Below are 24,879 nucleotides of genomic sequence, written 5' to 3' on the forward strand. Positions count from 1 at the left end.
TTGATCACCAAATTATTTTAGTTTATTGAGTTTATCACCAATCAGGTCACCAAGCTGGAATCCGCTTGTATTTTCTTCTTTCGCCTGATATTGACGGTAATCCTCTTCGATTTGTTTTTCAGGATTCTCTTCTAATTCACGAATGCTAAGTGAAATGCGCTCTTCATCTTCATTGACATCAAGCACTTTCACTTTCACAGTCTGCCCTTCTTCAAGGACTTCTTGAGGAGTACCGATATGTTTGTGTGAAATTTGGGAAATATGCACAAGTCCTTCTACACCTGGCAGAATTTCAACAAATGCTCCAAAGCTCACAAGGCGTTGAACGGTTCCTTCAAGAACATCACCTTGTTTTACCTTTTCGCCAATTTGGCTCCAAGGTCCTGGTAATGTTTCTTTAATAGATAGTGAGATACGTTCGTTATCGCGGTCAACAGCAAGAACTTTGACTTTCACTTCCTGTCCTTCTTCAACTACGTCAGATGGCTTTTCGACATGCGCATGGGATAGTTGAGAAATGTGAACTAATCCATCAATGCCGCCAATGTCAACAAATGCACCAAAGTCAGTCAGGCGCTGCACTTTTCCATCAATCACACTGCCTACTGCAAGCTTTTGCAGGAAGTCTTGCTTCTTGTCTAATTGTTCTTGCTCAACGACTGCACGATGCGATAGAATCACGCGGTTTTTTTCGCGGTCAAGCTCTACCACAACAAGCGAGAGTGTTTTTCCTTTGTAGTCAGTGAAGTCTTCTACATAGTGTGCCTCAACAAGAGACGCAGGAATAAATCCGCGAACACCAATGTCGACCACTAGACCACCTTTGACAACGTCTTTTACTTCTGCTTCAAATACTTCTTTTGTTTCAAACTTTTTCTCTAGGTCTTCCCAAGCGCGGTCTGCATCAACAGCACGTTTCGATAAAATCAAAGCATCGTCTTCGACCTTTGTTACTTTAAGCTCTAACTCGTCGCCATCTTTCACGACATCTGATGCTTTTTCAACGTGAAGACTTGATAATTCACTGATTGGGATGATCCCAGGTTGTTTCACATTGACGATATCTACATTGACATGCTTGTCCTCAACTTTAGAAACAACCCCTTTCACTACATCTCCAACCTCTGGTACCTGAACATCGATTTGATTCATTTCCTCTGTCATTTCGATAACCTCCTTGGTCCAAACCTACACAGCTTAGTTAAAACGACTGGGTGAATATGTGTCCTTAGCATGATGATTGCCAGCCGAATATGTATTATAGAAACATTCAAATCAACAGAATTGCTTGAATGATCAATAAAAATAGTATTAGTATAAACTTCTAATAAAAGACCTTGTTTGTCAAGAGATAAACCTCTAACTTATAAAAGTTTTCTAAAATTTCTTACTGTTTTTCTACACGCTCTGCTGCATCTAAAATTTTACCTGCAACCTCTTGAATAGAAAGGGAAGTCGTGTCAATTTCGATGGCATCATCTGCTTTCTTCAGCGGTGATACCTCCCGCTCAGAATCAAGCTTGTCACGTCTTGCAATCTCTTCGATCAGCTGATCGTAGTTGACATCATAGCCTTTTTTCTGATTTTCTTCAAAACGACGTTTTGCTCTTTCCTCTACTGACGCAAGCAAGAAAATTTTCACTTCTGCATCTGGAAGAACATGCGTGCCAATGTCTCTTCCATCCATGACGACACCGCCTCGGTTCCCCAGCTCTTGCTGCCTGCGGACCATTTCTTCCCTAACAGCTCGATGCTTTGCAACAACAGAGACTTGATTGCTTACGCGGTCTGTTCTGATATCTTCTGTGACATCGATCGTGTCTAAATGTACTTTTTGACCTTCGTCAGTTGACACAAGTTCAATGACTGTGTTTTTCAATAACGCATCAAGTGCCTGTTCGTCTTCAAGGTCTACGCCTTGATTGAGTGCTGCAAGTGTAATTGCGCGGTACATCGCACCTGTATCGATATAAATATATGATTTTTTCGCTGCGACAATTTTTGCCACAGTGCTTTTTCCTGCTGCAGCAGGACCGTCAATTGCGATAGATAATTTCTTTTTCATAATACCTCTCCTTGATTGAATCTCCCTTATGAATTGTAACACGATCACCGCTCAAACGGGGGAATTTTCTATCAATCCTTTTGCTTAAATGTCTCAATCCAATCTTCAATGCTCATGTTATTCACACCCTCGTATTGTACGACTTTTGACAAAAATAGTTCTCCTTTCGTCAAGTGAAGGGTGACCTGAACCGCCAAAAGCAGAATGAGCTGAATGAGCACTGCTTTGAATAGCCATCTTTCCATTGTTTTCATACAAAAAGCCTCCAACGCTAGATTCTTTCTCTCTAGTATGGAAGCTTTTGACAACCTTTATTCTTATACTTTTTTCACACGTGTTAGAAGCTGCTGCTGGAAGCAATACTTCATGATGTGTTGCTGGTGGTCGTTTGTGATTTCAGTAAATTCCATGATCGCTCTTGTTTTCCCCGTCTGTTCATCTTGATAAACACGATTCATTTCTGCAATCGCTTTAATTTTCACTGGTTCTTTAAGTGAAAGTTCAAACTCTGTGACGACCTCGCCATATTCTTTTAGTGAGACACCTTCTGGAACAGCAATTGCTACACCGCCAGCACTCATATTGACAATAAATGTGTCGAAGGTTTCTTCACCATTTTGCGTAATGGACGCTTTCACCATCGTATCCACTCGAAGATATTCTCTTCGCTGAAGCCGAATCATTTCTTCTTTTGGCGGAATCGAAACGACAATCATCGGGATATCTTCTTTTCTTTTCCCAATGACTTTGCTTGTACATTTGTATGGAATTTGATTTTCATCGAAAAAGAAGACGGTGATTTCTGTTTCTTGATTTAAATAGATCGTGCGCCCCGTTTCTTTATCAGCTGGATAATTAATGCAAATATCATCGTTATTATTTTCCAAAACTTTCGATTTTGCGGTTTTCACTTCTTTGTTCTCATTGACATACTCAATTGTGATTGCATCCCCTATTTGTAACATTCCTCATCACTCTTTTCATCTGTGAAATCGTATCCTCTCTTATATTAAACCATGTATAAAACAAAAGGAAAAGGCTTATTCGCCTTTTCCTCGCTTCCTTTTCTATAGGTCTTTATATATAGGTTCTGCATTTTTTAGTTTATCTACTCTTTCTTCTTTTCCAGTATCTGCATTAATGAACATTCGGTATGTGTCGTTTTTAATGGTTCCTAAAAACTCATAGCAGAGAACTTCCTCTGACATATCATTTTGAACAAGAGCTACATGTGTATCCTCGATCTTCACATGTTTATTTAAGGTCTTTTCAGCTTCTTTTCGAGAAATCTTTGGTGCTTTTATGTCACGTTTTCTGTGATTCATTAAATAGTCTTTCGCTGAGAATCCCACAACCTCACCATCATCTAAAGCGACTTTCATTCGAATACTATCTGGATAAAGCAATATGTTATTCTGTAAAGGTACATAGGTAAATACGCCGATATTATCAAATTGCGCACTCTCATCTAAATGAAATGATTCAGTATCGAATCCATGCTTCTTTAAGAAACTTAGTGCTTTTTCTGAGGCATCATTTAAACTGATTTTTTGTTTTTTCACTTCACGGTTCTGAAGAAGATAGACAGGATGGCCGCCTTTTTCAGTCAAGTCTAAATAAAAGTTTGCCCGGTTGTCTGGGTCAGACATTGACAGGCTGTAGACATCACGGTTCGTTTTACTCCCACTTTTTCTCACCTTAAAATCTTTGTTGTGGTCAGGCGCAAATTGCTGGGCGATACGGATCGCTTCTTTTTTTGAAATCTTTTGCCCTTTTAAGTGATTGTAGCCTTGCGTTTCTGATTCAGTTGACACATTTGTAGGGCCAAGATCAACATCTGCAAACGCATCAGCATTTCTTTCAACGGTTTTTAATCCGTCAATGATGGTGTTGTCGTTTTTTTGATCTCCATCAGCCAGTGCCATTTCAACATCCATCCATTTTAAATTTTTGTTGAGTACGAGATGCTGCACTTGTCTAAGTTCGTTTTGAATATCTGCCGCTTGATCATATAAAGTGGTAATGGTTTTGTGTGTATCTTTGTTTAATGGTTCATCTGATAAAGATTTAAGTGACGATTTGTAGCTAAAGTCACCGACATTCGCTAGAAACTCTTCTGTTTTGTTAAAAGGCATCAATGTGAGCGGAAGCTGACTGACATTGTTATGCGCTTCTGATGACATTCTCCATACATCTGCCAGTGCTGGAGATATAGATGTTTGGCTATTCATCGCAAGTGTTGCGCCAAGTTTATCGTGCAGCTGATCGACTTGATACGTTAAATCATGGAAGGCTCTTTGATAGTTGTTCTCTGCATGAAGCAGCACTGCATCTTTTTCTTGATGCTCTTTATAGCCCCAGTATCCTGTTGAGATGACAGCAATTCCTAAAATAGCAATCAATATTCCTCTGATCATTTATTTACACCTCTTTTTATTCACAGAAAATATGTTTCCCGATTCGTTTAATTTGTGGTCTTCCCCAAATCCATGGGCTTGTTGCTGTATCAGGATTAAAGTAATAAACGGCGCTTTCAGATGGGTCCCAGCCATTAATGGCATCAAATACTGCCTTTTTAGCGGTTTCATTTGGTGCCATATAAAATTGTCCATCTGCTACAGCAGTAAACGCAAGCGGTTCAAAAATGACACCAGCAATCGTGTTTGGAAAGGTCGGGTTGTTTAAACGGTTTAAGATGACGGCTGCGATCGCTACCTGTCCTTCATAAGGTTCACCTCTCGCTTCACTATAAACAGCTTGTGAAAGAAGCTGAATGTCATTGCTTGAAAAACCACCTGGCATGTTGGCTGCTGTTTGTTTCGGCGTTTGATTTGCTTGACCATTTCCTGACTGCTTTCCAGACGAGCTGTTTCCTCCGCTTTGACTTTTTTGATTCTCTTTTGCACCTTGTGCTGTCTTTTTTTGCGTGTTTCTTTGCGCAGGAGCCTTTGTTTGCTGATCAAGAGGTCTCCCGCCATAATGCGTAAACTGATTTCCTTTTTGCAGCTGCTGCTGCACAAACTCTTTATAGTATTTCGTCTTTTGAACTAATAGGCTTTTTGTTTTTTCCCCTACGAGTCCATCGACTTTCTTTACACCAAACTGGCTTTGAAAATTGCGCACGGCCCAGTAAGTTCCCCAGCCATACACCCCGTCTATTTTTCCATTGTAAAAACCATTGTATTGGAGCCTTGCCTGGAGCTCGACGACATCTTCTCCTGTAGCTCCTCGCTGAATCACTTGATTCGTGAAAGCTTCACTTTTTTCAGCTGTCATCAATGAAGACGCGAGCAGAACAATTGAGAAGATAAGGACGATTTGTTTCATGAAACGAGCTTTGTCCATATTTGATCCTCCTGTACTTTTGATGTTTGAATATATGTTTCTTCCGATCCCTATTTTTATACATTCATCACAGGAGGGAATTGGATGGAAAAGACAAAAAACGCCCTAAAGACGTATAGGACGTTTTCCAATTTAAATTTGTACCATCTTCACCGCACGGGCTTTTTTGGCTTTCCGCAGACCAAACCACCATAAAAAAATCATGAACGGCAACATAATATATCCCCAATTTTTCATGCCAAGAAGAATGAAATCATATAAGCCATGAAAAAGGATAGGAAGTATTAAAGAGAGAATCAGCCATTTTCGCTGCTCTTTTTTATCAGAGAAGCGAGCTTTACCTATATAAAATCCCATCACCACACCAAATAAAGCGTGGCTTGATACAGGCAGCAAGGCACGTGTAAACGCGTACTCTACCCCATGACCCACTAAGTACAGAATATTTTCAAGTGTCGCAAATCCAAGCGAGACACTTGTTCCATAGACAATCCCGTCATAGTGTTCATCAAACTGTACGTGCGCATAGACACTGACCATTAAAATAAACCACTTTAATGATTCTTCTAAAAAACCCGATGTCACAAATGAAATCACGATAGGATTCGTAGCGATATTTTCCTCTTGGAGGACATACTGAATAAACATGGTTGGAAACACAAGTATGACACCTAGCATAAAAGATCTGATGACCATATGAACCGGCTCATTGTCGTATTGATCTTTCAAATAAAAATAACTTAAAAGTGCGATGCCGGGAGCTAAACCTGCTGAAATGATTGCGATCATAATCAGACCTCTTTCCCTACATTATCCTTTATTATCGTACCACGAATCACCCCTTTTTTATATGACTCGAGCCCATTTTCCCAAAAATAATCTTCTATATAATCCCAATTTACATAAAAAAGAACTGAATCCCTTAGAAGGACCCAGTTCTTTTTTTACCCGTTGATTCTTTTGTTGATTTCTTCTGCAATTAACCCGCCATGAAATCTTCCATTTTCAATGAAAATTTCGTTGGCGTTGTTACCAGCTGCAATGACCCCTGCAATGAAAATACCTTCTACATTTGTTTCCATTGTTTGTTCATCAAATGCTGGGCGGCCTGATTCTGGATCGATTGTTACACCCATTTTTTCTAAAAATGAATGATCAGGATGATAACCTGTCATCGCAAACACATAATCACTTTTCACTCGATCCGTTTGGCCCTGCTGGTTTGTAAAGACAATATCCTGTTCTGTGATTTCCTTCACCTCTGCACCGAACTCCATTCGAATGGTGCCATTTCGAACAAGCGCTTCAAACTCTGGTAAAATCCAAGGTTTGATGCTGGATGAATATTCAGTTCCTCTATATAAAACCGTCACCCTGCTTCCGCATTTCACAAGTTCCAGGGCAGCATCAACACTAGAGTTCTTCCCGCCGATCACCGTCACATCTTTATCAAAGTAGGGGTGTCCTTCTTTAAAATAATGATACACATGAGGAAGGTCTTCCCCTTTTACATTCATATAGTTAGGATGATCATAGTAGCCAGTCGCAATCACAACATAGTCACATGTATAGTCGTCTTTTGATGTATTTACCGTAAAACGGCCATCTTTTTTCGTCACAGCGTTTACCTTTTCAAAAGCATTCACACGAAGGCTTTTTCGTCTGACCACCTCTCGGTAATAGGAAAGCGCCTGAATACGAACGGGTTTCCGATTTTCAGTGATAAAAGCGACGTCACCGATCTCAAGCTTTTCACTTGTACTGAAGAAGGTTTGGTGTGTAGGGTAATGATAAATACTGTTGACCACATTGCCCTTTTCAATCACAAGTGCATCAATCCCAATTTGCTTGAATGCAATGGCAGCTGATAGACCGCACGGGCCGCCTCCTATTATGATCGCTTTTTCTTGTTTCATTTGTTCCACTCCTGTCGTTTCACTGCAATAACAATTGCTGGGCTGTTTGATTCTTTGCATGATTCCATAAAAAAATCTCCTATTTAAGGATAGGAGATTTTAAGGCGCGATGCAAATAAGTCGCTTAAATCCAGCCTCTGAATCGAGAAGCTTCAGCCATTTTACGTACACCGACCATATATGCTGCTAGTCGCATATCAATACGGCGGTTTTGCGCCATTTCATAAATATTATTAAATGATTTCACCATCATATCTTCTAAACGAGTTTCTACTTCTTCTTCTGTCCAGTAGAACCCTTGGTTATTCTGAACCCATTCAAAGTAAGAAACAGTCACTCCACCCGCACTTGCAAGTACGTCTGGAACAAGCAGTACACCACGATCTGAAAGAATTTTTGTCCCTTCCAATGTCGTTGGTCCATTTGCTGCTTCTACGACAATTTTGGCTTTAATGTTCGCCGCATTATCTTCTGTAATTTGATTTTCAATGGCTGCAGGTACTAAGATATCACAATCTAGCTCAAGCAGCTCTTGGTTTGTAATTGTATCATTAAATAATTTAGTGACGGTTCCAAAGCTGTCACGTCGGTCAAGCAAGTAGTCAATATCGAGACCATCTTCATCATACAAACCGCCGTAAGCATCTGAAATTCCTACGATTTTCGCTCCGGCATCATACATAAATTTAGCCAAGTAACTTCCTGCATTTCCGAATCCCTGAACGACAACACGAGCCCCATTGATGTCAATTCCTTTTTTCTTCGCCGCTTCTTTGATACAGATCGTTACACCTTTTGCCGTTGCAGTATCACGTCCATGTGAGCCTCCAAGAACAATTGGTTTTCCTGTAATAAATCCTGGCGAGTTAAATTCATCAATTCTAGAATACTCATCCATCATCCATGCCATGATTTGAGAGTTTGTAAACACATCTGGTGCTGGAACATCTTTTGTTGGTCCAACGATTTGACTAATTGCGCGTACATAGCCGCGGCTTAGTTTTTCAAGCTCCCTAAATGACATTTCTCTTGGATCACAGATAATACCGCCTTTTCCTCCGCCATAAGGAAGATCCACAATACCACATTTTAAACTCATCCAAATTGAAAGCGCTTTTACTTCTTTTTCAGTAACGTTCGGGTGGAATCGAATTCCGCCTTTTGTTGGACCGACAGCATCATTATGCTGCGCACGATAACCAGTGAAAATTTTCACCGATCCATCATCCATACGTACTGGAATTTTGACCGTTAATAGGCGAATTGGCTCCTTCAGCAATTCATACACTTCTTGCGGATAGCCCAATTTATCAAGCGCTTTATGTATGACGGTTTGAGTTGACTTTAAAACATCTAGCTTATCTTCTGCGTTATGAGCGGCGTTTTGATCGGCTGCCATTAAAATAAACCCCCTAGAAATCTTTCATGATCTACTGCTCCCTTTCAAGCAATAGTATACACCTTCGTACTGGTAAAGCAAAGGTAAAAAGCGTTTTTTATCAAAATAAAATATCAGCGTTTATAAATATAAAAATGGATATAAAAAAATACTGTTGTTTCATCACAACAGTATTAAATATAATAGAAAAAAGTGATTAAAAATACAGTTGAATCGTTTTCACTGCATCTTCCTGCATGATCACTTTTCCGTATTCTTTTAACCGGTGAATGGTTAATGTCGTCGGTGAACCGAACTCCGCTAAAATAGAAATGACCGTATCTGCAGACAGTTCTTCGAAATCATCTAGGCTGAGAAAATATTGACCTTCATAATGGTAAACTGTACCCCCTAAAAGTCCAATACGACTTAAACTATGGGACAGTTGAATCACATCTTCAAACGAGGCAAATTGATAGAGCACATGCTTGCTCTCGTCGAGCTTGACTTGCATCTCAATGTAATCTTCATCAAACTCATCATCAGCATCTTCCTGCTGACTCTTTGTCACAATGACGACCATCCCCTGCGCCTGAAGAGAAAATACTTCAACAGCAATCGGTCCATTCGCTTCAAAACCGAGCTCCTGATTCGCTTCGTTCATCATGTCTTTAAACAGCTGATGAACTTTGAACGAATCTTTCCAAAGGTCTTCTTTCGTAAGACCTCGGTCTGTCAGATCATCTAGTGTGAGAAAAATTTTGATTTTATTATAATTCAGACGCTCTAGCCGCATAACGTTCCCTCCTGCCTCTTCTAACACACATCATACTGTAGTATATGAGATGATGAGTCATAGGTTCTTAATTTTGTATTCAGTTTACACTGTGTCAAGACGGAAGACAAGCATGAAGCTATGCTTACGGTGACTTTTATGGAAAATATTGATGGGGCATCAACTTAGCGCGTTTTTAGCGGCATTAAATAGATCAGATGGGTTTCTGGTTCTGCTCCAAGACGCATCGGAATCTTTGTTGTTCCGTAACCATTACTAATCAGAAAGAAAGCACCTTTGACTTGGCCTGTTCTTCCTTTTTCATACGGACCAAATTTCCCAATACGAATTTGACCCCCATGGGTATGACCGCTCAAAACGAGATCAATTCCCTCTTCTTCACTCATCAAGTGATGCACATCTGGGTTGTGTGATAAAAGGATATTCACGTCTTCTTTGACAAACTCCGGCCGTATCGCTTCATAATCTGCTTTTTCAAGCCGGATATCATCGATTCCGCCTATTTTAATGGGCTGTCCTTCAAAATCCCACACAGCCATCTCATTTTGCAATGTCGTCACCTGATAGGTATGGAGGAGGTCTTTGAGTTTTTGCTGATGCAGCTCATGGTCGTTATTCCCCCACACAAAGTACACCGGGGCAATCCTTGCTAAACGTTTCACATTTTCTTCGACTCTAGCATAAGGGACTCCCTTTTCAGCTAAGTCCCCGCCGATCATAATGACATCAGGCTGCTGCTCTTCCACTTCCGCTAATAAAGTATCACTAATTAGACGGCGATGGGTATCAGAAATAAAGAAAATGACTGCAGGTCGATCTGACTGAAGTCCTTCTATTGTAAAGTAATGCTTTTTGATGTTGTTTTGTTTTGCCGTTTTCACCATTTTCGCTGTTACACACACACCTGTTGTCACAGCCGCTATGGCAGCAGTAAATCCGATGGCATATTTCATTATGAATGACTCCCTTGTATCAGCTTTCTTTTATAGGACGCTTGAATGAAAAAAGACGTTTCAACTGTTTAAACGTCTTTTGCTCATTTATTTACTTTCATAATAGAGGTTGATGTCATATTGCGTCTGCATGAAGTGAAAAACGGCCTCGCGCTCTTTCCACTGATTTGATTGAGGCCATAAATCTGTGCTTTTCTGTATAATTTCACATCTGAGCTTATGATATTCATCCTCAGCCTTTTCTTCTTTTTTCTTATAATAATACGATGCGTAAAAAGCAAACACTTCAGCCATGATCCAAAACAGAAACACCTCACGGCCAAGCAATGTGGCAATCATCGCTTCCGGCTGCAGGGAGCCCCCGCTATTAGCTGTTATCACAAAATAAAACAGAAGAATCGCAAGTGATAAAAGGGCTGTCCATTGCCACCTTTTGCATTGTTTTGCAAATCCCTCGTATTTGCGTTTCCTTTTGATCAATGTTTCAATCATTTTCTGTGTCGGCTGATCCATATAGCGGCTGATTGCGTGCAAAGTCATCACATACACCCTTGTCCCTTTTTTCTACATATGTATGTGCTTTGCGATTCATTCATGTCAAATATTAATTTTCTAATGGGATATTCAATACTTGCCCGCTGTACACGCTATTTCCTTTTAAATGATTGTAAGCTCGAATTTTCTCTTCCCCTGATCGGTTTTGATAATACTTCATGGAAATTCGATACAAGTTTTCCTCTGGTCCAACAGTATGCTGCACGACACGAACAGGCTTTTCTTCCTGCTTCTTCTTCTCTTCTGCTTCTTTTCGCTTTTTCTCTTCCTGCTGTTTTTGAAGAGCGAGCTGTTGCTGCTCACGCTTTTTTGCAGCTTTGGCCTTTTCACGCTCAGCCTTCTCTTTAGCGGCTTGTTCTTTTTTCTTTTGCTCTGCTTTTTCTTTTGAACGCTGCTTTTCTTTATCAGCATCTTTCTTTTTCTTCTCATCATCAGACGCATCCGCTTTGTCAGCGCTTGAATCATTTTTTGTTTCAACAAGTGCTGACGGGACTGGATCTGTGTCAGCACTCGATGTTTTATCAATATAAACACCTTGATTGTTGTTATCGTTAATTTCCTTTGATGTGTAATAAATCAACAGGAAGAAAACCGTGACGACAATAATAGGAAAGATAATAGCCAGTGTCGTAAACAATGGATTACGCACCTTTTTGGTTCGCTGCTTTTTATATTCATGAAAATCTTCTCGTGTAGGAAAGTGAGAGTCATCTGAAGGATGCACTTTTTCTTCTTCAAGATTTTCCTCTACATCATCATCATGGATGTTTGTCAGCTGCTGCTTTTTTCTCTTCATTCTCGACATTTCTTCCATGTTCATCCCTCCCCCAATATTTAAAACGAATTTGACATGCAAAGACTAGGTCAATGACAAAGTGTGTCATGACAGGAACGAATAAATTCCCTGTCCACTCGTATAAAAGTCCTAAAAAAATACTAATAGAAACCACAAGGATAAACAAGAGTATTTTTGACAAATAGCGAAAGTGAAGAAGTGCAAACACAATGCTTGCAATCTCCAGTCCAAATTGCTGCTGAACGATCCCGCGAAATAAAATTTCTTCTGAAAAGGCAATGAGCAGCGTTAACCAAACAATATGCAGAATGCTGCGGTTTTTGAACATTTTTTCATTTAATCCGCCATCATCATACATATGAGCCGGAAACACCTTCATGACAATAGCGTCGACAATAATCACAAGCAAAGCGCCGCCAATTCCGTAAGTCAGGATACGCATATCTCGGATCTGCCATAAGGCTGTAAAATCAGTCCAATGATCAAACATAAACATCCCTAGTAAAAAAGAGACAATCAGCATGAGCAACTGTGTGAAATACAACTGTTCTACTACTTGTCGATCGGTTAATTTTTCAATAATACGGCGATGTTGTTCAATCAATGCTGCGCCTCTTTTGTCAGGTGAAACAGACGATCCAGCTCGGTCTTCCAGTGTTTCATTTCATTCAGCTCCAATGGTTGATCTTTTTTTTCGTAATCAGACAGGTCAAGTCCGCATGAAGAGCAGCAGTTGCCAGAGGAAGACCCCTCCGTTAGATCAAGCTGCTCATCAAAGTATGATAACAGAGATTGCCTAAAGCAGCGATGGCCAGTGATATGCTCTTTAAACTGCCACACTTTTTTTAGCTTTTCTGTTTGTCTATCCTGCAGCTTTTCTTTCAGCTTCTTCATGAGCAAACGGGGCTGTTCAGTTTGGTACATCGTGTAATAATGCGAGAGCATTCGCGCGCGCGTCTCCTGGAGCCCTGCTTCCATCAATTGTTCACGTAATTTCTTTTCATCATTTATCGGCATTTGTGATAATCGGGCTAAGAAAAAATCAATTTCTGAATCATCAAAACCTTCTGCTTGAATCAAATGACTTTGAATATCCGCATCCTCTTCTGTATATAAAAGAACGCTCACACTATTTTTCCCGTCCCGTCCAGCTCTTCCAATTTCCTGCATAAATGCTTCAATTGACTGAGGAGGACTCATATGAATCACAAAGCGTATATTTGCTTTATCAATTCCCATTCCAAAAGCACTTGTACAGCAAATGAGATCAATTTGACCACTGATAAATTGCTGCTGGATCAGCATGCGGTCTCCTGACTCCATTCCACCATGATAAAACTCTACACGTTGATGCGTTTTTTGTTTCACCAAACGTGAAATATCTTCTGTCATTTGCCGGGTCGGACAATAAATCAGCCCAGGCCCTTGAAGGGTTTCCACAAGCTCCAGTGCTCGTTTCTCTTTTGCTTCTTTCGTTTCATGCGCCTCTTTTAATAGTGCAATATTCGGCCGGTTGACTGAATGAATATGAACATCTGGATGCTCTAGCCGCAACGTTTGCACAGTATCTTTTAAGGTTTGTTTCGTCGCAGTTGCCGTTAGTGCTAAGGCGACAGGATTGCCGAGCGCTTCCCTCCATTCCCCAAGCTTGGAGTATTCCGGGCGGAAATCATGTCCCCATTCCGATATACAGTGAGCTTCATCTACAACGAATAGACCCACATGCATCGCTTTGAGCTGCTCTAACAATACCTCTGACATAAGCGCCTCAGGTGCGACAAATAAAAATTTATATGATGGCAAATGCCGAATAATATGTCTTCTTTCTTGAAAAGACAGTGTACTGTTAAGCGCAGCCACTCGCTTTTCACCGCGCATTTTCATGCGTTCCACTTGATCTTCCATGAGTGATAAAAGAGGTGAAATGATCAGCACTAACCCGTCTGTCAAATAGCCCGGAATTTGATAACAAAGTGACTTCCCGCCACCAGTAGGAAGCATGGCAACCGTATCTTTTTGTTGAAGTACACTTCGAATAATGTCCTCCTGACCTGTTTTGAAGGCATCATAACCAAAGTATCGCATCAGCGTCTGATGAAGCTTATCCACTTGCTTTCACCATCCTTGTCAATGCCAATCGTATTTGAAAATAAGTAAATGAATGCTCGAGACTTTCTTTGATCAGCTTCATCTTGTTGGTTTGGAGCTGACCGGCTACCTCATGTATCGCCTTTTGAGCTTCACTGCTGACATATGGTTCGATCGAGAAGCTCGGCTCATGTATCGAGAGCTCCACAATATGATCTTCAATTGTCGCTTTTTTTAATGAACGAATATGAGCAATTTGATCAATACTGAACCCTTTTTGTACAAGCTCAAGCGTTTTATGGGTAGAGCTGGTCAGCACACGTTTGAATTGAAGATCATCTATCATTCGCTGGATGATCGGTGCCTCACCTTTTTGTGCACATTGAATAAAATAATGGAGCACATTCCAAAAAAGCAAGTAAACATACCATACATCTTCTTTCATCCATTCCGCCATTTGCTGGTACGTCCGTCCGATTCTTTCATTGGAAGTCAATGAATAAACAAAAAGCAGTGCCTCTTGATCAGTTAAATGAGCAAGAAGTGTTTCAAGCTCATGATGGATATCTTCAGAAAGCTTTTTCTTCTGGTGATATTGAGAGAAGAAGGATTTCGTCCAGTTTTGAACCGATATATCTCTTTGAATCGGCACATAGTGTTGTGACCGCGCTGCATGATGTGAAAGGACCTGCACAAGTAAAGACAGCCTCATCCATAATATTTTTGCTTTATCATGATACTTGGCACCATCAAAATAAACTGGCATCGGTTTTTCAGCAAAACGCTGACTTAGCATACTTATTCCTTCATCTGTGGCAATGAATGTATCCTCTGTCTTTCTGATTAAGTGCTGCTCTAGCAGCCTTTTTACAGAGCGATTCAGCTGATCCCTCGTAAAAGCTGGATAGCAGCCGAAGTAGCTAGAGAGCTGAAACAAACTTGCATCCTGTATCGTTTGTGATGATTTTTTCCCTTTAAAAAGATGGTAGACAGCACTAATGGAGCGTTCGCCGTTCAATTTATGTACGCTGTCCATCAACATGACATCCAAGTAATGAATCGTCATTGACCAAAGCACCTGTCTTCCTGACAAAATTCGAATATTTTCTCCCTTTATTTTAACAGATTTCATTGAAGAAGAAATGTTTAAACTCAATTAATGGGGGAAAGTTATGAACAAACCCTTATGTGATAAGCATTCTCAATCACTTTACAGTTGAAATGTGAATTTAAAATCATTACAATAAGGTTTGAGGAAATTGGTTTTTTATCGGTGAAACTAAAAAGGTTAAACCATTTGTTCCATCGAACAATCTGGGAGGTATTTTTTTAACATGGCAAAATATACAATTGTAGACAAAGACACATGTATTGCTTGCGGCGCATGCGGTGCAGCTGCTCCAGACATTTATGATTATGATGATGAAGGCATTGCATTTGTCACGCTTGATGACAATCAGGGGACTGTAGAAGTTCCAGAAGTACTTGAAGAAGATATGCTTGATGCATTTGAAGGTTGCCCAACTGACTCAATTAAAGTTGCGGACGAAACTTTCGATGGTGATCCACTTAAGCATGAATAGGATAAAAGCCCCTTTAAAAGGGGCTTCAGCGTGTAGACAAAGTCTACACGCTTTTTTGTATAATAAGGGCAATAACACATTTCTGTGGGGGATGAACATGTTATCGAAACGTGAAGAAGAAAGAAGAAATCAATTAGAAGTCGTGGCCTTAGATGAATTAGTGCCTGAAGATCATCTTGTACGAAAAATTGATCAAGCGATCGATTTTGATTTTGTTTATGATCTTGTCAAAGATCATTATAGTTCTGATAACGGTAGACCAAGTGTGGATCCCGTTGTTCTTATTAAAATGGTTTTGATCCAATATCTATTTGGCATTCGTTCTATGCGTCAAACCATTAAAGAAATTGAAACCAATGTTGCTTATCGTTGGTTTATTGGGTATGGGTTTTCAGAGAAAATTCCGCACTTTTCTACCTTCGGTAAGAACTACGTGAGACGCTTTCATGATACAGATTTATTCGAACAAATTTTTTATCGAATCTTAAGAGAAGCGATGAAAAAAGGTCTCGTTGATCCATCTATCGCTTTCATTGACTCAACTCATGTAAAAGCGAACGCCAATAAGAAAAAACTTGAAAAGAAAATTGTTCGAGTAGAAACGAGAAGTTATCAAAATCAGCTTCATGAGGAGATCAATGTTGATCGTGAGGAACATGGAAAAAAGCCGTTACCCCTACAGAATAAAGAAGAGAAAAAAGAAATCAAGGTCAGTACAACTGACCCAGAGAGTGGCTACTATGTAAAGGATGAACGTGAAAAGTTATTTGCTTATTCATTTCATACGGCTTGTGATTCAAAAGGATTTATTTTAGGAACACTGGTCACTGGTGGAAATGTTCATGATAGTCGTATGTTAGATTCACTTGTATCAAAGGTGACAAAGAAAGTCGGAAAACCCAATGTAGTCGCAGTGGATGCTGGATATAAAACACCTTATATCGCCAAGTTTTTAATGGATCAAGAGATAAGACCTGTCATGCCTTACACTCGCCCGAAAACAAAAGCTGGTTACTTGAAAAAGAATGAATACGTATATGACGCACATGTTGATTGTTACATTTGCCCAAACGGGCAAATTCTTTCTTATCGTACAACGACTAGAGAGGGATATAAGCAATATGCGTCCGATTCAGAGGTATGTAAATCCTGCTCGTTTCTAGATAACTGTACACAAAGTCAAAATCACACCAAACAGATTCACCGACATATTTGGCAGGACTACCTAGACGAAGCAGACCATCTGAGACTCACTGAAATGAATAAGAACATCTATGCAAAACGGAAAGAAACGATTGAACGCGTTTTTGCGGATGCAAAAGAAAAGCATGGAATGCGATGGACGAAACTTCGAGGATTGAAAAAAGTTTCGATGCAGGCGATGCTTACTTTCGCTGCCATGAATCTTAAGAAATTAGCAAACTGGACATGGAAAGAGCCATGTCCAGCGTAAAGCGACTGATCAATTTTATCAAAATAAGTGAAAACCCCACTTTTACTTGAAGTAAAGGTGGGGTTTGTCTACGGTCTGAAGCCCCTTTAAAAGGGGCTTTTTTTATATTAACTATTTTGAAGTCGGCGTTTATTTTCAAACCATGGACGCATTTTGACAAAAATGAAACTAAAGACGATGGTGATGATGATTCCTTTAATTAGGTTAAAAGGCAAGATCCCTGCTGTAATGGTTGCCTTTAGCACATGATCTGACAGGACGGGTGCATTCAAAAACCATGTATAAGCAGGAAGGAACAAGAAATAGTTTAAGATGCTCATCATGACTGTCATGAGTAATGTTCCGAGAATCATGGACCACGCTAACCCTCTTGCTGATTTAATCTTTTTAAAAATAAAAGCCACCGGTAAGATGAATAGTACACCTGCTGTAAAATTCGCTACTTGATCCACAGGAACACCGGACATGCTACCATGAATGAGGTAGTGCAGTAGATTCTTTAAAGCTTCAACAGCAATCCCAGCACCTGGCCCATAAATTAAAATCGCAATAATCGCAGGAATGTCACTAAAATCAATTTTTAAATACCCAGGAAGCCCAGGGAAAGGGAAATTCAATAACATTAATACAAATGCGATACTGCTAAGCATGCTGATGACGACTAAACGTTTTACTTTACTTTGATTCAATATTCTCTCTCCTTTTCGATCAAATCTTTCGAAAAGAGGATTGTTCAATTTTAGCCACAAAAAAACCGCTCTGAATACATACACAGGAGCGGGAAATTTAGGCTACACAAATAAACGTATAAACAGACATGTTTTCAACGTTTACGAACCTCCATCTTCTCCCATCCAGACTATACTGTCGGCTTCGGAATCACACCGAATCCTGCCAAAAAAGGCTCGCGGGCTTAGAGACTATGCCTCATCACCGCCGGTAGGGAATTACACCCTGCCCCGAAGATTGATCATTATTCAATTCGACATCATTATATATGATATATGAGCATTTGTACAGATAAAAATCCTGAGCAAATTCATCAGTTTTAAGAAATCGTAAAAAACCTAAAATTTATAATGACAAATGCGTAAAAATTGGTTATCTTTTGTTTAAAGGTGTCCATTCTTGATCAAGACACTAAAAAATGTTCGTGTTTTCTTTTTCGCTTTACTGCTTTAATTTGATTGACACAGTGAAAAGGAATATGGTAAATTATCAGATATTTATGACGTTTATTTTAGGAGGAAATCTTACGATGTTTCGAGTATTAGTCTCAGATAAGATGAGCAATGATGGTCTTTTACCACTATTAGAATCAGATTTTGTTGAAATTGTTCAAAAAAATGTAACAGAAGCAGAAGATGAATTACACACGTTTGATGCCTTACTTGTCAGAAGTGCCACAAAAGTGACAAAAGAACTTTATGAAAAAATGACTTCATTAAAAATTGTTGGCCGTGCCGGTGTGGGAGTCGACAACATTGACATTGATGAAGCGACAAAACACGGTGTGATTGTCATCAATGCACCAAATGGGAATACGATTTCAACGGCAGAGCATACGTTTGCGATGATCTCATCTCTCATGCGTCATATTCCTCAAGCCAATATTTCTGTGAAATCAAAAGAATGGAACAGAGGCGCATATGTCGGTGCTGAGCTTTACGGAAAATCTCTTGGGATTGTTGGCTTAGGCAGAATTGGAAGTGAAATCGCCCAGCGTGCAAGAGCATTTGGCATGACGGTCAACGTATTTGACCCTTTCCTCACAAAAGAACGTGCCGAAAAAATTGGTGTTAATGCAAAATCACTTGATGAAGTGCTTGAAGTATCAGATATTATTACGGTACATACACCTTTAACAAAAGAAACTAGAGGACTTCTCAATAAAGAAACAATCGCAAAAACGAAAAAAGGTGTTCGTCTAGTGAACTGTGCACGCGGCGGCATCATTGACGAACGAGACCTTCTTGAAGCACTTGAAAATGGTCATGTCGCAGGGGCTGCACTCGATGTATTTGAAGTAGAACCACCTACTGAGAATCCACTTGTGGATCATCCAAACGTCATTGCCACTCCGCATCTTGGTGCATCTACAAAAGAAGCACAATTAAATGTGGCGGCACAAGTCTCTGAAGAAGTTCTTCAATTTGCAAAAGGACTCCCGGTTATGTCATCTATTAATCTACCAGCGATGACAAAAGACGAGTTCAAAAAAATCCAGCCTTATCATCAATTTGCGGGAAAACTTGGACGTCTTGTTTCTCAATCGATGAGAGAACCTGTAAAAGAAGTCAGCATTTCATATGAAGGATCTATCGCAAAACTCGAAACATCATTTATTACAAAAAGTCTGCTTTCTGGCTTTTTGAAAGAGCGCGTCGATTCGACTGTAAATGAAGTCAATGCAGGTATGGTGGCAAAAGAACGCGGCATTAGCTTTAGCGAGAAAATTTCTTCAAGCGAATCTGGCTATGAGAACAGCATTTCCATTGAAGTCAAAGGTGACCTTTCCACCTTTACATTAAAAGCAACGTATATCCCGCATCTAGGTGAACGTGTCGTTTCTATTAATGGTTTCAATATTGACTTTTACCCAGATGGACACCTTGTCTATATTCAGCATACTGACGCACCTGGTGTGATCGGTCAAGTTGGAAAGATTTTAGGCGACCACGATGTGAACATTGCGACAATGCAAGTAGGCCGTAAAGAAAAAGGCGGCGAAGCCATCATGATGCTTTCTTTTGACAAGCACCTTGAAGATGAAATTGTCCAAACGTTAACTGAAGTAAGCGATATTCTTTCTGTACGTCTGATTGACCTATAAAAAAATGGTAAACCTCATGCAAAAGCATGAGGTTTATTTTGTTGAAACGATTAAACGTTCACCTGTACGTATGAGATGCGTTGTCAGTGCATTGATTTTCTTCAATTGATCAACGGTCATTTGATGTGCTTTAGCAATGGACCAGAGCGTGTCCCCTTGTTGTATGACATATGTATGTTTCTCATATCCATCTACATGAAGGGCTGGCTCTTGGAAACGATCTCTTGCAATGATTGTGAGCGGATCTACTGCATCTTCTTTACTAACTGACCAATGACCCCTGTGCACCTCAAAATGCAAATGAGTGCCCCTAGAAGCGCCTGTGTTGCCTATGATGCCGATCGGCTGTCCTGTTTGTACATGGTCACCATTCTTCACAAAACGCGCATTTAAATGCGCATAGACGGTTTCATATCCATTTGGATGCCGAATAAATACAACTTCACCATATGTAGCAGATACATAGGAACGAGTGACCACACCTTCGCTAGCAGCTAAAATGGATTCTCCTTCCGGTGCAGCAATGTCTAACCCCTTATGCGAACCACCTCTTGTCCCAAACAAATCAGTGACTTCACCTCTGATTGGTTCCACCCACTCGGTTGTTTTCTCTGCACGGGCAAACGGTGATAAGGTCAAGAACAAGAAACAGCTAGCACATATGTAGCAATACCTTTTCATCAGTGACTTCCCTTCTTTGAAGTTCTTTTCATGACAGCTTAGTATACCTCAAGGAAGCCCTTTTCTATACATGAAAAAAAGAACGCAATAAGTTGCGTCCTTTAGCGTTCTTTGATAACAACTGGGTTTGGCAGTGCCGGTACCTCTAGCGGTTCTTTTAATTCATATGGGCCTACTTGATCTGTTCCTGCATTTTGTATCGTGACATCTGTAAAACCGAAATCTTTCGCTGTGAGCAGCAGTCCTTCAATAAGTAGAATATGATCAATTGAGTCCGTTAATTGTGCTGATGCTCCAAACGTGATGGTTGCATGTTTTCCTTTTGATGTCACCTTTTGAATAGGCTCTTCTTTAATGAGTGGATCGAGTCCTGCATCATTCGCCCGCTTCATCGCCTCTACCGCATCTTTATAAGAAGGATAATCATCTTTTGACGGCACCAAAAATGTCCCGCTCTTATTTTCTAAAACGTAGTAAGCGTGCTTTGTTTGTTTATTAATTGAAATGGTACCAAGACGGCCATTCGTCCCTAATTGAAGGTGCGAGCCATTGACAGACTTGACCTGTACTTGTTTATATTGGCTCCATTTTAACGTTTCTTTGACCATGTCTTTAAAACGGTTGGCTTCTTTTAATGTATCAAGAGACAAATCATTTTTCAGCTGAAAAATCAGTGTGTCCCCTTTTTCACTCACATCCACCATATCCATATAGGCTTGAAGAGGTTTTGTCATTTCAGGCAGCTCCAGTTTTTCATATGTATCAAGAAGCGCCTGCACATCATCATGCTTATTTTCTTTTTGAATACTGATTGGGACAACTTGAGAAGTCGATTCATCTATGTATGAAATCGTCATATACTTTTCTTTGTCAGATGCGTAAGCAACATGTGAAAGATCATTTGTGTTTTTTACTGCCTCTAATGTAGCATTCACCTGTCCTTTTTCAGCACTCGAGTCCATTTTCACTTTCTTTATATCTTGAGCAGCCGGCTGAAATAAATGAGGAGAAATCAAAAACGCCATAAATAAGACCACAACGGTTGCGACCGCTGGACCGATCCATCTGGCACTTTTCTTTTTCTTCCCGCTTGCCATCAGCATTTGCTGGTAAATCTGCTTAGATGAACGGTTGTCCTCCACCTTTGGAAGCTGACTGAGTAATACTTTAATTCGTTCTTCGCTCCAATTGGACCTGTTCGTTTTCATTCACTAGCTCCTCCTTCAAAAGCTCCATATGTTTTCGGAGCACTTTCAGGCCTCGGTGCTGCGTTGTTTTGACTTTGCTTTCCGAGAACTTTAGCGCCTTGGCCGTCTCCATGATTGAGTAGCCTTGGATAAACCTTAAAATGATGACGGCTCGTTGATCAATGGTGCAATGATCAAGCGCGGCATAAATTTCTTTGATATTTTCATCCTGTACAGCCAATTCATCTGGGAGCAGGTCTGGATCTTTTACATCCTGTTTATCCCAATCAAACGTGCCGAGTACCCGTTGTCTGATGGTTTGCTGTTTGCGAAACCAGTCAATTGCCACATGCCTTGCAATTGAAAACAGCCATGTTTTCTCGCTGCTTCTTCCTTCAAAAGTTTTATATGAGTGAAGTACCCGAATGTAAACCTCCTGCACGAGATCCTCTGCCTGATTTTTATCTTTTACCATATAAAATAAAAATTGGTACAAATCTTGATGGTACGAATCATATATTTTTTGAAAGGTTTCATGCATAGGAAACCCCTCCGTTCACTTATTTTTGTCGAGTGACTCTCGCAAAACGTTACATTACAACTTTATGACAAATATATTACAAGATCGACAATTTGGAAAGGGCTTTTAGTTTAACTTCTCCTTAAAAATATGAAAATAGAAAAAACACTTCATTTTCTTTCGAAAAGAAGTGTTTCTCATGTAACAAGATTCTTCGTCAAGATTAGACGAGTTCCTGCTTTTTTTTCGGAATATAGAAAGTGAAGTGAGTACCTGTTCCAGCTTTACTATGTGCATGAATGGAGCCTTGATGCGCTTCTACGATGTTCTTCACAATCGCAAGGCCCAGCCCCGTACCGGAACGTCCTCTTGTTCTTGCTTTATCTGCTTTATAGAACCGTTCAAAAATAAACGGGAGATCCTCTTCAGGAATGCCGCTTCCCGAATCTTTCACATCCATCTTGAGCCCATTTTCCACCGATTGAACTGAGAAGTGAACTTCTCCGCCTTCTGGTGTATGACGAATGGCATTATCGATGAGATTTGTAAAAACCTGTTCTATTTTATCTGGATCAAATACAAAATACGGTTCTTCTACTTGAATTTCATACGTCAGGTTGATTTGTTTTTCTTTCGCAATTCCAAGGAATTTACGGTAGATTTTTTCAGTCAGCTCTTCTGTATCAGTTGATTCAAGATTCAGTGTAATATGACCAGCTTCCATACGTGCGAGATCGAGAAGATCATTCACAAGACGACCCATTCGAAGTGATTCATCATAGATAATTTGGGCAATCTCTTTCTTTTCCTCTTCTGATCCGGCAATGTCATCGACAATCGCTTCACTATAGCCCTGAAGCATAGCAATAGGTGTACGGAGTTCATGACTGACATTTGCAATGAAGTCTTTTCTTAGCTTATCCAGTCTTCTCTCTTCTGTCATATCGCGAAGTACCGCTACCGCCCCTCTGACATCTTGCTGGTTATAAAGCGGAGACATGAGAAGAACCCAAGTACGCCCTTGCAGCGTGACTTCGATCATTTGCTCTTTTTCCGTACTGACGGCAGTATGAAACAATTCACGCGCTTCTGGCGGCAGTTCATCCCCATCTTTGATCTTCATATTTTGCTCGTAATACCAAGCCTGCAAGAATCTTTCTGCAGGAGGGTTTGTCATGAGGATCGTTCCATCAATATTGATCGTGATGACACCGTCTGCCATACTGCTGAGAATGTTGGACAAATGTTCTTTTTCTTGATTTAAAGCGGTTATATGAAATTTAAGCTGCTTACCCATTTGATTAAAGGCGATCGCCAGTTCCCCAATTTCATCTTGCGTTAAAATAGGAATCTTTGTATCAAATTTCCCTTTCGCCAAATCTTGTGCTCCCTCTCTCATCTTTCTGAGAGGATAGGTGACACGAGTGGATAAGAAGAAAGCGAAAATCGTGGTGAGCACAATCGCAATTCCGGCTGCGAGGAAGATATAACGCGTCGTATGTTTTGTTGTCTGCTCTACTGCGAGGAGGGATTGAGAAAGAAAGACCATCCCTTTCTTTCCGTTCGCCTCGTAAGGAACACCTACTACAATGCGCTCATCCTTCTGATTGCCTGTATCAGATTCAGCTCGTTTACTGATTTTTTTTCGTTCTGTCAGTGCCCTGTTCAAATCTTTGTCTGCTTCAATTTGTTCTTTTGTGATCGCAGGAAGCTTCCCGCCTTTTTCAGACGAATACCATTCTAGTCCATCCTCTTGAACAATCGCGATACTTGTCAATTTATCAGCTAGTTCTGATGTAATCGATCTTGCAAGTGATTGATCCTCATGGCTTTCTAAAATGACTGCTACTTTGTTGGCCATTTGTGTTAAATCAGACTTTGCTTCTTCCACATGGTAATTCTCAATGAACTCTAAAAGAAGCACAGTTAAAATCGATAAAACAATGAGCACGAGGAAAAGAATGGTTAACCATAGCTTTCCTACGACACTTTTCCACAGCTTCATTCAGCGCCGACCTCAAATTTGTACCCGACACCCCATACTGTCACGATTTTTTTCGCTGCTTCTGGTGACACTTTATTCAGTTTTTCGCGAAGCCTTTTGACGTGGGTATCCACTGTTCTCAGATCCCCAAAGAATTCATACTGCCACACTTCTTTGAGAAGCTTTTCCCTGTCATAGACCTTATCCGGCGTTTTTGCCAAGAAATACAAAAGTTCGTATTCTTTCGGCGTGAGGCTGACTTCTTTTCCATCTGCTGTGACCCGGTGTGCATCATGATCAATGGATAGATGAGAAAACACGAGAACATCTTTTGTGGTTGTTCCAGTATTAAGGTATGACGTTTGAGACGATCTTCTTAGCAGTGCTTTCACACGAAGAACCACTTCACGCGGGCTGAAAGGTTTGACGATATAATCATCCGTTCCTGCCTCAAAGCCTTGCACACGGTTAGCTTCCTCACCTTTTGCTGTCAGCATAATAATTGGGGTGGCTTTTTTATCTCGGATTTGATTACACACTTCAATCCCATCTGTCCCAGGCATCATTAAATCAAGCAAAATGAGGTCATAATCGGTTTGAAGTCCTTTTTGAATGGCTTCATCCCCATTTTCCGCTTCATCAATTTCATAATTTTCCCGTTCTAAATACATTTTTAAAAGGCGACGAATTCTTGCCTCATCATCGACGACTAATATTTTCGTTTGAGTTGTGTGTTCCATTAGACA

25 protein-coding genes and 1 riboswitch are annotated in these 24,879 nt (G+C 40.2%); of the genes, 3 read left to right on the forward strand and 22 right to left on the reverse strand.

Annotation, left to right across the window (positions count from 1 at the left end):
- Window positions 1–12: 12 nt before the first annotated feature.
- From rpsA to NSQ70_RS10465, 16 genes are all read right to left on the reverse strand, one after another.
- Window positions 13–1,164 carry a 30S ribosomal protein S1 gene (rpsA, locus tag NSQ70_RS10390; RefSeq protein ID WP_342502147.1) on the reverse strand — a complete coding sequence of 384 codons (1,152 nt, stop codon included), beginning with the start codon at window positions 1,162–1,164 and terminating at the stop codon, window positions 13–15.
- Between the two features lie 223 nt (window positions 1,165–1,387).
- Entirely contained in the window at window positions 1,388–2,065 is a 678-nt protein-coding gene (gene cmk, locus NSQ70_RS10395; RefSeq protein WP_017359766.1) for a (d)CMP kinase, read from the reverse strand.
- Between the two features lie 71 nt (window positions 2,066–2,136).
- A complete protein-coding gene (locus NSQ70_RS10400; protein WP_008344514.1) occupies window positions 2,137–2,319 on the reverse strand; it encodes a YpfB family protein in 183 nt (60 codons plus the stop codon).
- 63 nt (window positions 2,320–2,382) lie between these two features.
- Window positions 2,383–3,030 (reverse strand): flagellar brake domain-containing protein, encoded by a 648-nt coding sequence (locus tag NSQ70_RS10405; RefSeq protein WP_007500975.1) that lies wholly within the window; start codon window positions 3,028–3,030, stop codon window positions 2,383–2,385.
- A gap of 102 nt (window positions 3,031–3,132) precedes the next feature.
- Window positions 3,133–4,482: a germination protein YpeB gene (gene ypeB / locus NSQ70_RS10410; RefSeq protein ID WP_342502148.1), complete on the reverse strand. Its 1,350-nt coding sequence runs from the start codon at window positions 4,480–4,482 to the stop codon at window positions 3,133–3,135.
- Between the two features lie 16 nt (window positions 4,483–4,498).
- Window positions 4,499–5,410 (reverse strand): spore cortex-lytic enzyme, encoded by a 912-nt coding sequence (gene sleB / locus NSQ70_RS10415; RefSeq protein ID WP_342502149.1) that lies wholly within the window; start codon window positions 5,408–5,410, stop codon window positions 4,499–4,501.
- Between the two features lie 132 nt (window positions 5,411–5,542).
- Entirely contained in the window at window positions 5,543–6,199 is a 657-nt protein-coding gene (prsW, locus tag NSQ70_RS10420) for a glutamic-type intramembrane protease PrsW (RefSeq protein WP_008344507.1), read from the reverse strand.
- A 155-nt stretch (window positions 6,200–6,354) separates the two neighbouring features.
- Complete coding sequence (locus tag NSQ70_RS10425) at window positions 6,355–7,326, reverse strand: YpdA family putative bacillithiol disulfide reductase (RefSeq protein WP_024718498.1); 972 nt, start codon at window positions 7,324–7,326, stop codon at window positions 6,355–6,357.
- 124 nt (window positions 7,327–7,450) lie between these two features.
- Window positions 7,451–8,725, reverse strand: coding sequence for a Glu/Leu/Phe/Val dehydrogenase (locus tag NSQ70_RS10430; protein WP_007500982.1), 1,275 nt, complete (start codon window positions 8,723–8,725; stop codon window positions 7,451–7,453).
- Between the two features lie 196 nt (window positions 8,726–8,921).
- Window positions 8,922–9,500, reverse strand: a complete 579-nt coding sequence (locus NSQ70_RS10435; RefSeq protein WP_007500984.1) for a genetic competence negative regulator — start codon at window positions 9,498–9,500, stop codon at window positions 8,922–8,924.
- Window positions 9,501–9,664: 164 nt separating this feature from the next.
- Window positions 9,665–10,453, reverse strand: a complete 789-nt coding sequence (locus NSQ70_RS10440; protein WP_335364297.1) for a metallophosphoesterase — start codon at window positions 10,451–10,453, stop codon at window positions 9,665–9,667.
- 87 nt (window positions 10,454–10,540) lie between these two features.
- Window positions 10,541–10,993, reverse strand: a complete 453-nt coding sequence (locus NSQ70_RS10445; RefSeq protein ID WP_335364298.1) for a DUF2663 family protein — start codon at window positions 10,991–10,993, stop codon at window positions 10,541–10,543.
- A 64-nt stretch (window positions 10,994–11,057) separates the two neighbouring features.
- The gene (locus NSQ70_RS10450; protein ID WP_342502150.1) at window positions 11,058–11,822 is read right to left on the reverse strand and encodes a LysM peptidoglycan-binding domain-containing protein; all 765 of its coding nucleotides are present in this window, start codon (window positions 11,820–11,822) and stop codon (window positions 11,058–11,060) included.
- Window positions 11,767–12,408: a CPBP family intramembrane glutamic endopeptidase gene (locus NSQ70_RS10455; protein WP_017359770.1), complete on the reverse strand. Its 642-nt coding sequence runs from the start codon at window positions 12,406–12,408 to the stop codon at window positions 11,767–11,769. The genes NSQ70_RS10450 and NSQ70_RS10455 overlap by 56 nt, the downstream gene beginning before the upstream one ends.
- Entirely contained in the window at window positions 12,405–13,913 is a 1,509-nt protein-coding gene (locus NSQ70_RS10460) for an ATP-dependent DNA helicase RecQ (RefSeq protein WP_342502151.1), read from the reverse strand. Before NSQ70_RS10460 ends, NSQ70_RS10455 begins: the two co-directional genes overlap by 4 nt.
- Window positions 13,906–14,958 (reverse strand): helix-turn-helix domain-containing protein, encoded by a 1,053-nt coding sequence (locus NSQ70_RS10465; protein WP_096881582.1) that lies wholly within the window; start codon window positions 14,956–14,958, stop codon window positions 13,906–13,908. Before NSQ70_RS10465 ends, NSQ70_RS10460 begins: the two co-directional genes overlap by 8 nt.
- A 268-nt stretch (window positions 14,959–15,226) precedes the next feature.
- On the opposite strand from NSQ70_RS10465, the gene NSQ70_RS10470 reads away from it, so the two are divergent.
- The gene (locus NSQ70_RS10470) at window positions 15,227–15,475 is read left to right on the forward strand and encodes a ferredoxin (RefSeq protein ID WP_008344492.1); all 249 of its coding nucleotides are present in this window, start codon (window positions 15,227–15,229) and stop codon (window positions 15,473–15,475) included.
- A 97-nt stretch (window positions 15,476–15,572) separates the two neighbouring features.
- Complete coding sequence (locus NSQ70_RS10475) at window positions 15,573–16,928, forward strand: IS1182 family transposase (RefSeq protein WP_047947312.1); 1,356 nt, start codon at window positions 15,573–15,575, stop codon at window positions 16,926–16,928.
- Window positions 16,929–17,035: 107 nt separating this feature from the next.
- On the opposite strand, the gene NSQ70_RS10480 is transcribed toward NSQ70_RS10475, so the two are convergent.
- Window positions 17,036–17,617 (reverse strand): ECF transporter S component, encoded by a 582-nt coding sequence (locus NSQ70_RS10480; protein WP_008344490.1) that lies wholly within the window; start codon window positions 17,615–17,617, stop codon window positions 17,036–17,038.
- A gap of 149 nt (window positions 17,618–17,766) precedes the next feature.
- Window positions 17,767–17,899: riboswitch (FMN riboswitch) on the reverse strand.
- A 287-nt stretch (window positions 17,900–18,186) separates the two neighbouring features.
- On the opposite strand from NSQ70_RS10480, the gene serA reads away from it, so the two are divergent.
- Window positions 18,187–19,761, forward strand: a complete 1,575-nt coding sequence (gene serA, locus NSQ70_RS10485; RefSeq protein ID WP_017359773.1) for a phosphoglycerate dehydrogenase — start codon at window positions 18,187–18,189, stop codon at window positions 19,759–19,761.
- A gap of 33 nt (window positions 19,762–19,794) precedes the next feature.
- Here serA and NSQ70_RS10490 read toward each other — a convergent pair whose 3' ends face one another.
- From NSQ70_RS10490 to NSQ70_RS10510, 5 genes are all read right to left on the reverse strand, one after another.
- Window positions 19,795–20,442 (reverse strand): M23 family metallopeptidase, encoded by a 648-nt coding sequence (locus tag NSQ70_RS10490; protein ID WP_024718917.1) that lies wholly within the window; start codon window positions 20,440–20,442, stop codon window positions 19,795–19,797.
- 101 nt (window positions 20,443–20,543) lie between these two features.
- Window positions 20,544–21,650 carry a sigma X negative regulator gene (locus tag NSQ70_RS10495; protein ID WP_342502152.1) on the reverse strand — a complete coding sequence of 369 codons (1,107 nt, stop codon included), beginning with the start codon at window positions 21,648–21,650 and terminating at the stop codon, window positions 20,544–20,546.
- A complete protein-coding gene (gene sigX, locus NSQ70_RS10500) occupies window positions 21,610–22,170 on the reverse strand; it encodes an RNA polymerase sigma factor SigX (RefSeq protein WP_007501006.1) in 561 nt (186 codons plus the stop codon). Before sigX ends, NSQ70_RS10495 begins: the two co-directional genes overlap by 41 nt.
- A 202-nt stretch (window positions 22,171–22,372) precedes the next feature.
- Window positions 22,373–24,154: an ATP-binding protein gene (locus NSQ70_RS10505; protein WP_024718919.1), complete on the reverse strand. Its 1,782-nt coding sequence runs from the start codon at window positions 24,152–24,154 to the stop codon at window positions 22,373–22,375.
- A complete protein-coding gene (locus NSQ70_RS10510) occupies window positions 24,151–24,873 on the reverse strand; it encodes a response regulator transcription factor (RefSeq protein ID WP_003215596.1) in 723 nt (240 codons plus the stop codon). The genes NSQ70_RS10505 and NSQ70_RS10510 overlap by 4 nt, the downstream gene beginning before the upstream one ends.
- Between the last annotated feature and the right edge of the window lie 6 nt (window positions 24,874–24,879).

The organism is Bacillus sp. FSL R5-0397, from assembly GCF_038593395.1.
GTDB lineage: Bacteria > Bacillota > Bacilli > Bacillales > Bacillaceae > Bacillus > Bacillus altitudinis.

Bases quoted from the DNA above. Each gene is read 5' to 3' on its own strand.
- NSQ70_RS10510 (WP_003215596.1), bottom strand. From the start codon at position 24,873: ATGGAACACACAACTCAAACGAAAATATTAGTCGTCGATGATGAGGCA.
- NSQ70_RS10490 (WP_024718917.1), bottom strand. From the start codon at position 20,442: ATGAAAAGGTATTGCTACATATGTGCTAGCTGTTTCTTGTTCTTGACC.
- ypeB (WP_342502148.1), bottom strand. From the start codon at position 4,482: ATGATCAGAGGAATATTGATTGCTATTTTAGGAATTGCTGTCATCTCA.
- rpsA (WP_342502147.1), bottom strand. From the start codon at position 1,164: ATGACAGAGGAAATGAATCAAATCGATGTTCAGGTACCAGAGGTTGGA.
- sleB (WP_342502149.1), bottom strand. From the start codon at position 5,410: ATGGACAAAGCTCGTTTCATGAAACAAATCGTCCTTATCTTCTCAATT.
- NSQ70_RS10400 (WP_008344514.1), bottom strand. From the start codon at position 2,319: ATGAAAACAATGGAAAGATGGCTATTCAAAGCAGTGCTCATTCAGCTC.
- NSQ70_RS10465 (WP_096881582.1), bottom strand. From the start codon at position 14,958: ATGACGATTCATTACTTGGATGTCATGTTGATGGACAGCGTACATAAA.
- NSQ70_RS10495 (WP_342502152.1), bottom strand. From the start codon at position 21,650: ATGAAAACGAACAGGTCCAATTGGAGCGAAGAACGAATTAAAGTATTA.
- NSQ70_RS10440 (WP_335364297.1), bottom strand. From the start codon at position 10,453: ATGAAATATGCCATCGGATTTACTGCTGCCATAGCGGCTGTGACAACA.
- NSQ70_RS10450 (WP_342502150.1), bottom strand. From the start codon at position 11,822: ATGGAAGAAATGTCGAGAATGAAGAGAAAAAAGCAGCAGCTGACAAAC.
- NSQ70_RS10430 (WP_007500982.1), bottom strand. From the start codon at position 8,725: ATGGCAGCCGATCAAAACGCCGCTCATAACGCAGAAGATAAGCTAGAT.
- sigX (WP_007501006.1), bottom strand. From the start codon at position 22,170: ATGCATGAAACCTTTCAAAAAATATATGATTCGTACCATCAAGATTTG.
- NSQ70_RS10445 (WP_335364298.1), bottom strand. From the start codon at position 10,993: ATGACTTTGCACGCAATCAGCCGCTATATGGATCAGCCGACACAGAAA.
- NSQ70_RS10470 (WP_008344492.1), top strand. From the start codon at position 15,227: ATGGCAAAATATACAATTGTAGACAAAGACACATGTATTGCTTGCGGC.
- prsW (WP_008344507.1), bottom strand. From the start codon at position 6,199: ATGATCGCAATCATTTCAGCAGGTTTAGCTCCCGGCATCGCACTTTTA.
- NSQ70_RS10435 (WP_007500984.1), bottom strand. From the start codon at position 9,500: ATGCGGCTAGAGCGTCTGAATTATAATAAAATCAAAATTTTTCTCACA.
- NSQ70_RS10425 (WP_024718498.1), bottom strand. From the start codon at position 7,326: ATGAAACAAGAAAAAGCGATCATAATAGGAGGCGGCCCGTGCGGTCTA.
- serA (WP_017359773.1), top strand. From the start codon at position 18,187: ATGTTTCGAGTATTAGTCTCAGATAAGATGAGCAATGATGGTCTTTTA.
- NSQ70_RS10405 (WP_007500975.1), bottom strand. From the start codon at position 3,030: ATGTTACAAATAGGGGATGCAATCACAATTGAGTATGTCAATGAGAAC.
- cmk (WP_017359766.1), bottom strand. From the start codon at position 2,065: ATGAAAAAGAAATTATCTATCGCAATTGACGGTCCTGCTGCAGCAGGA.
- NSQ70_RS10475 (WP_047947312.1), top strand. From the start codon at position 15,573: ATGTTATCGAAACGTGAAGAAGAAAGAAGAAATCAATTAGAAGTCGTG.
- NSQ70_RS10505 (WP_024718919.1), bottom strand. From the start codon at position 24,154: ATGAAGCTGTGGAAAAGTGTCGTAGGAAAGCTATGGTTAACCATTCTT.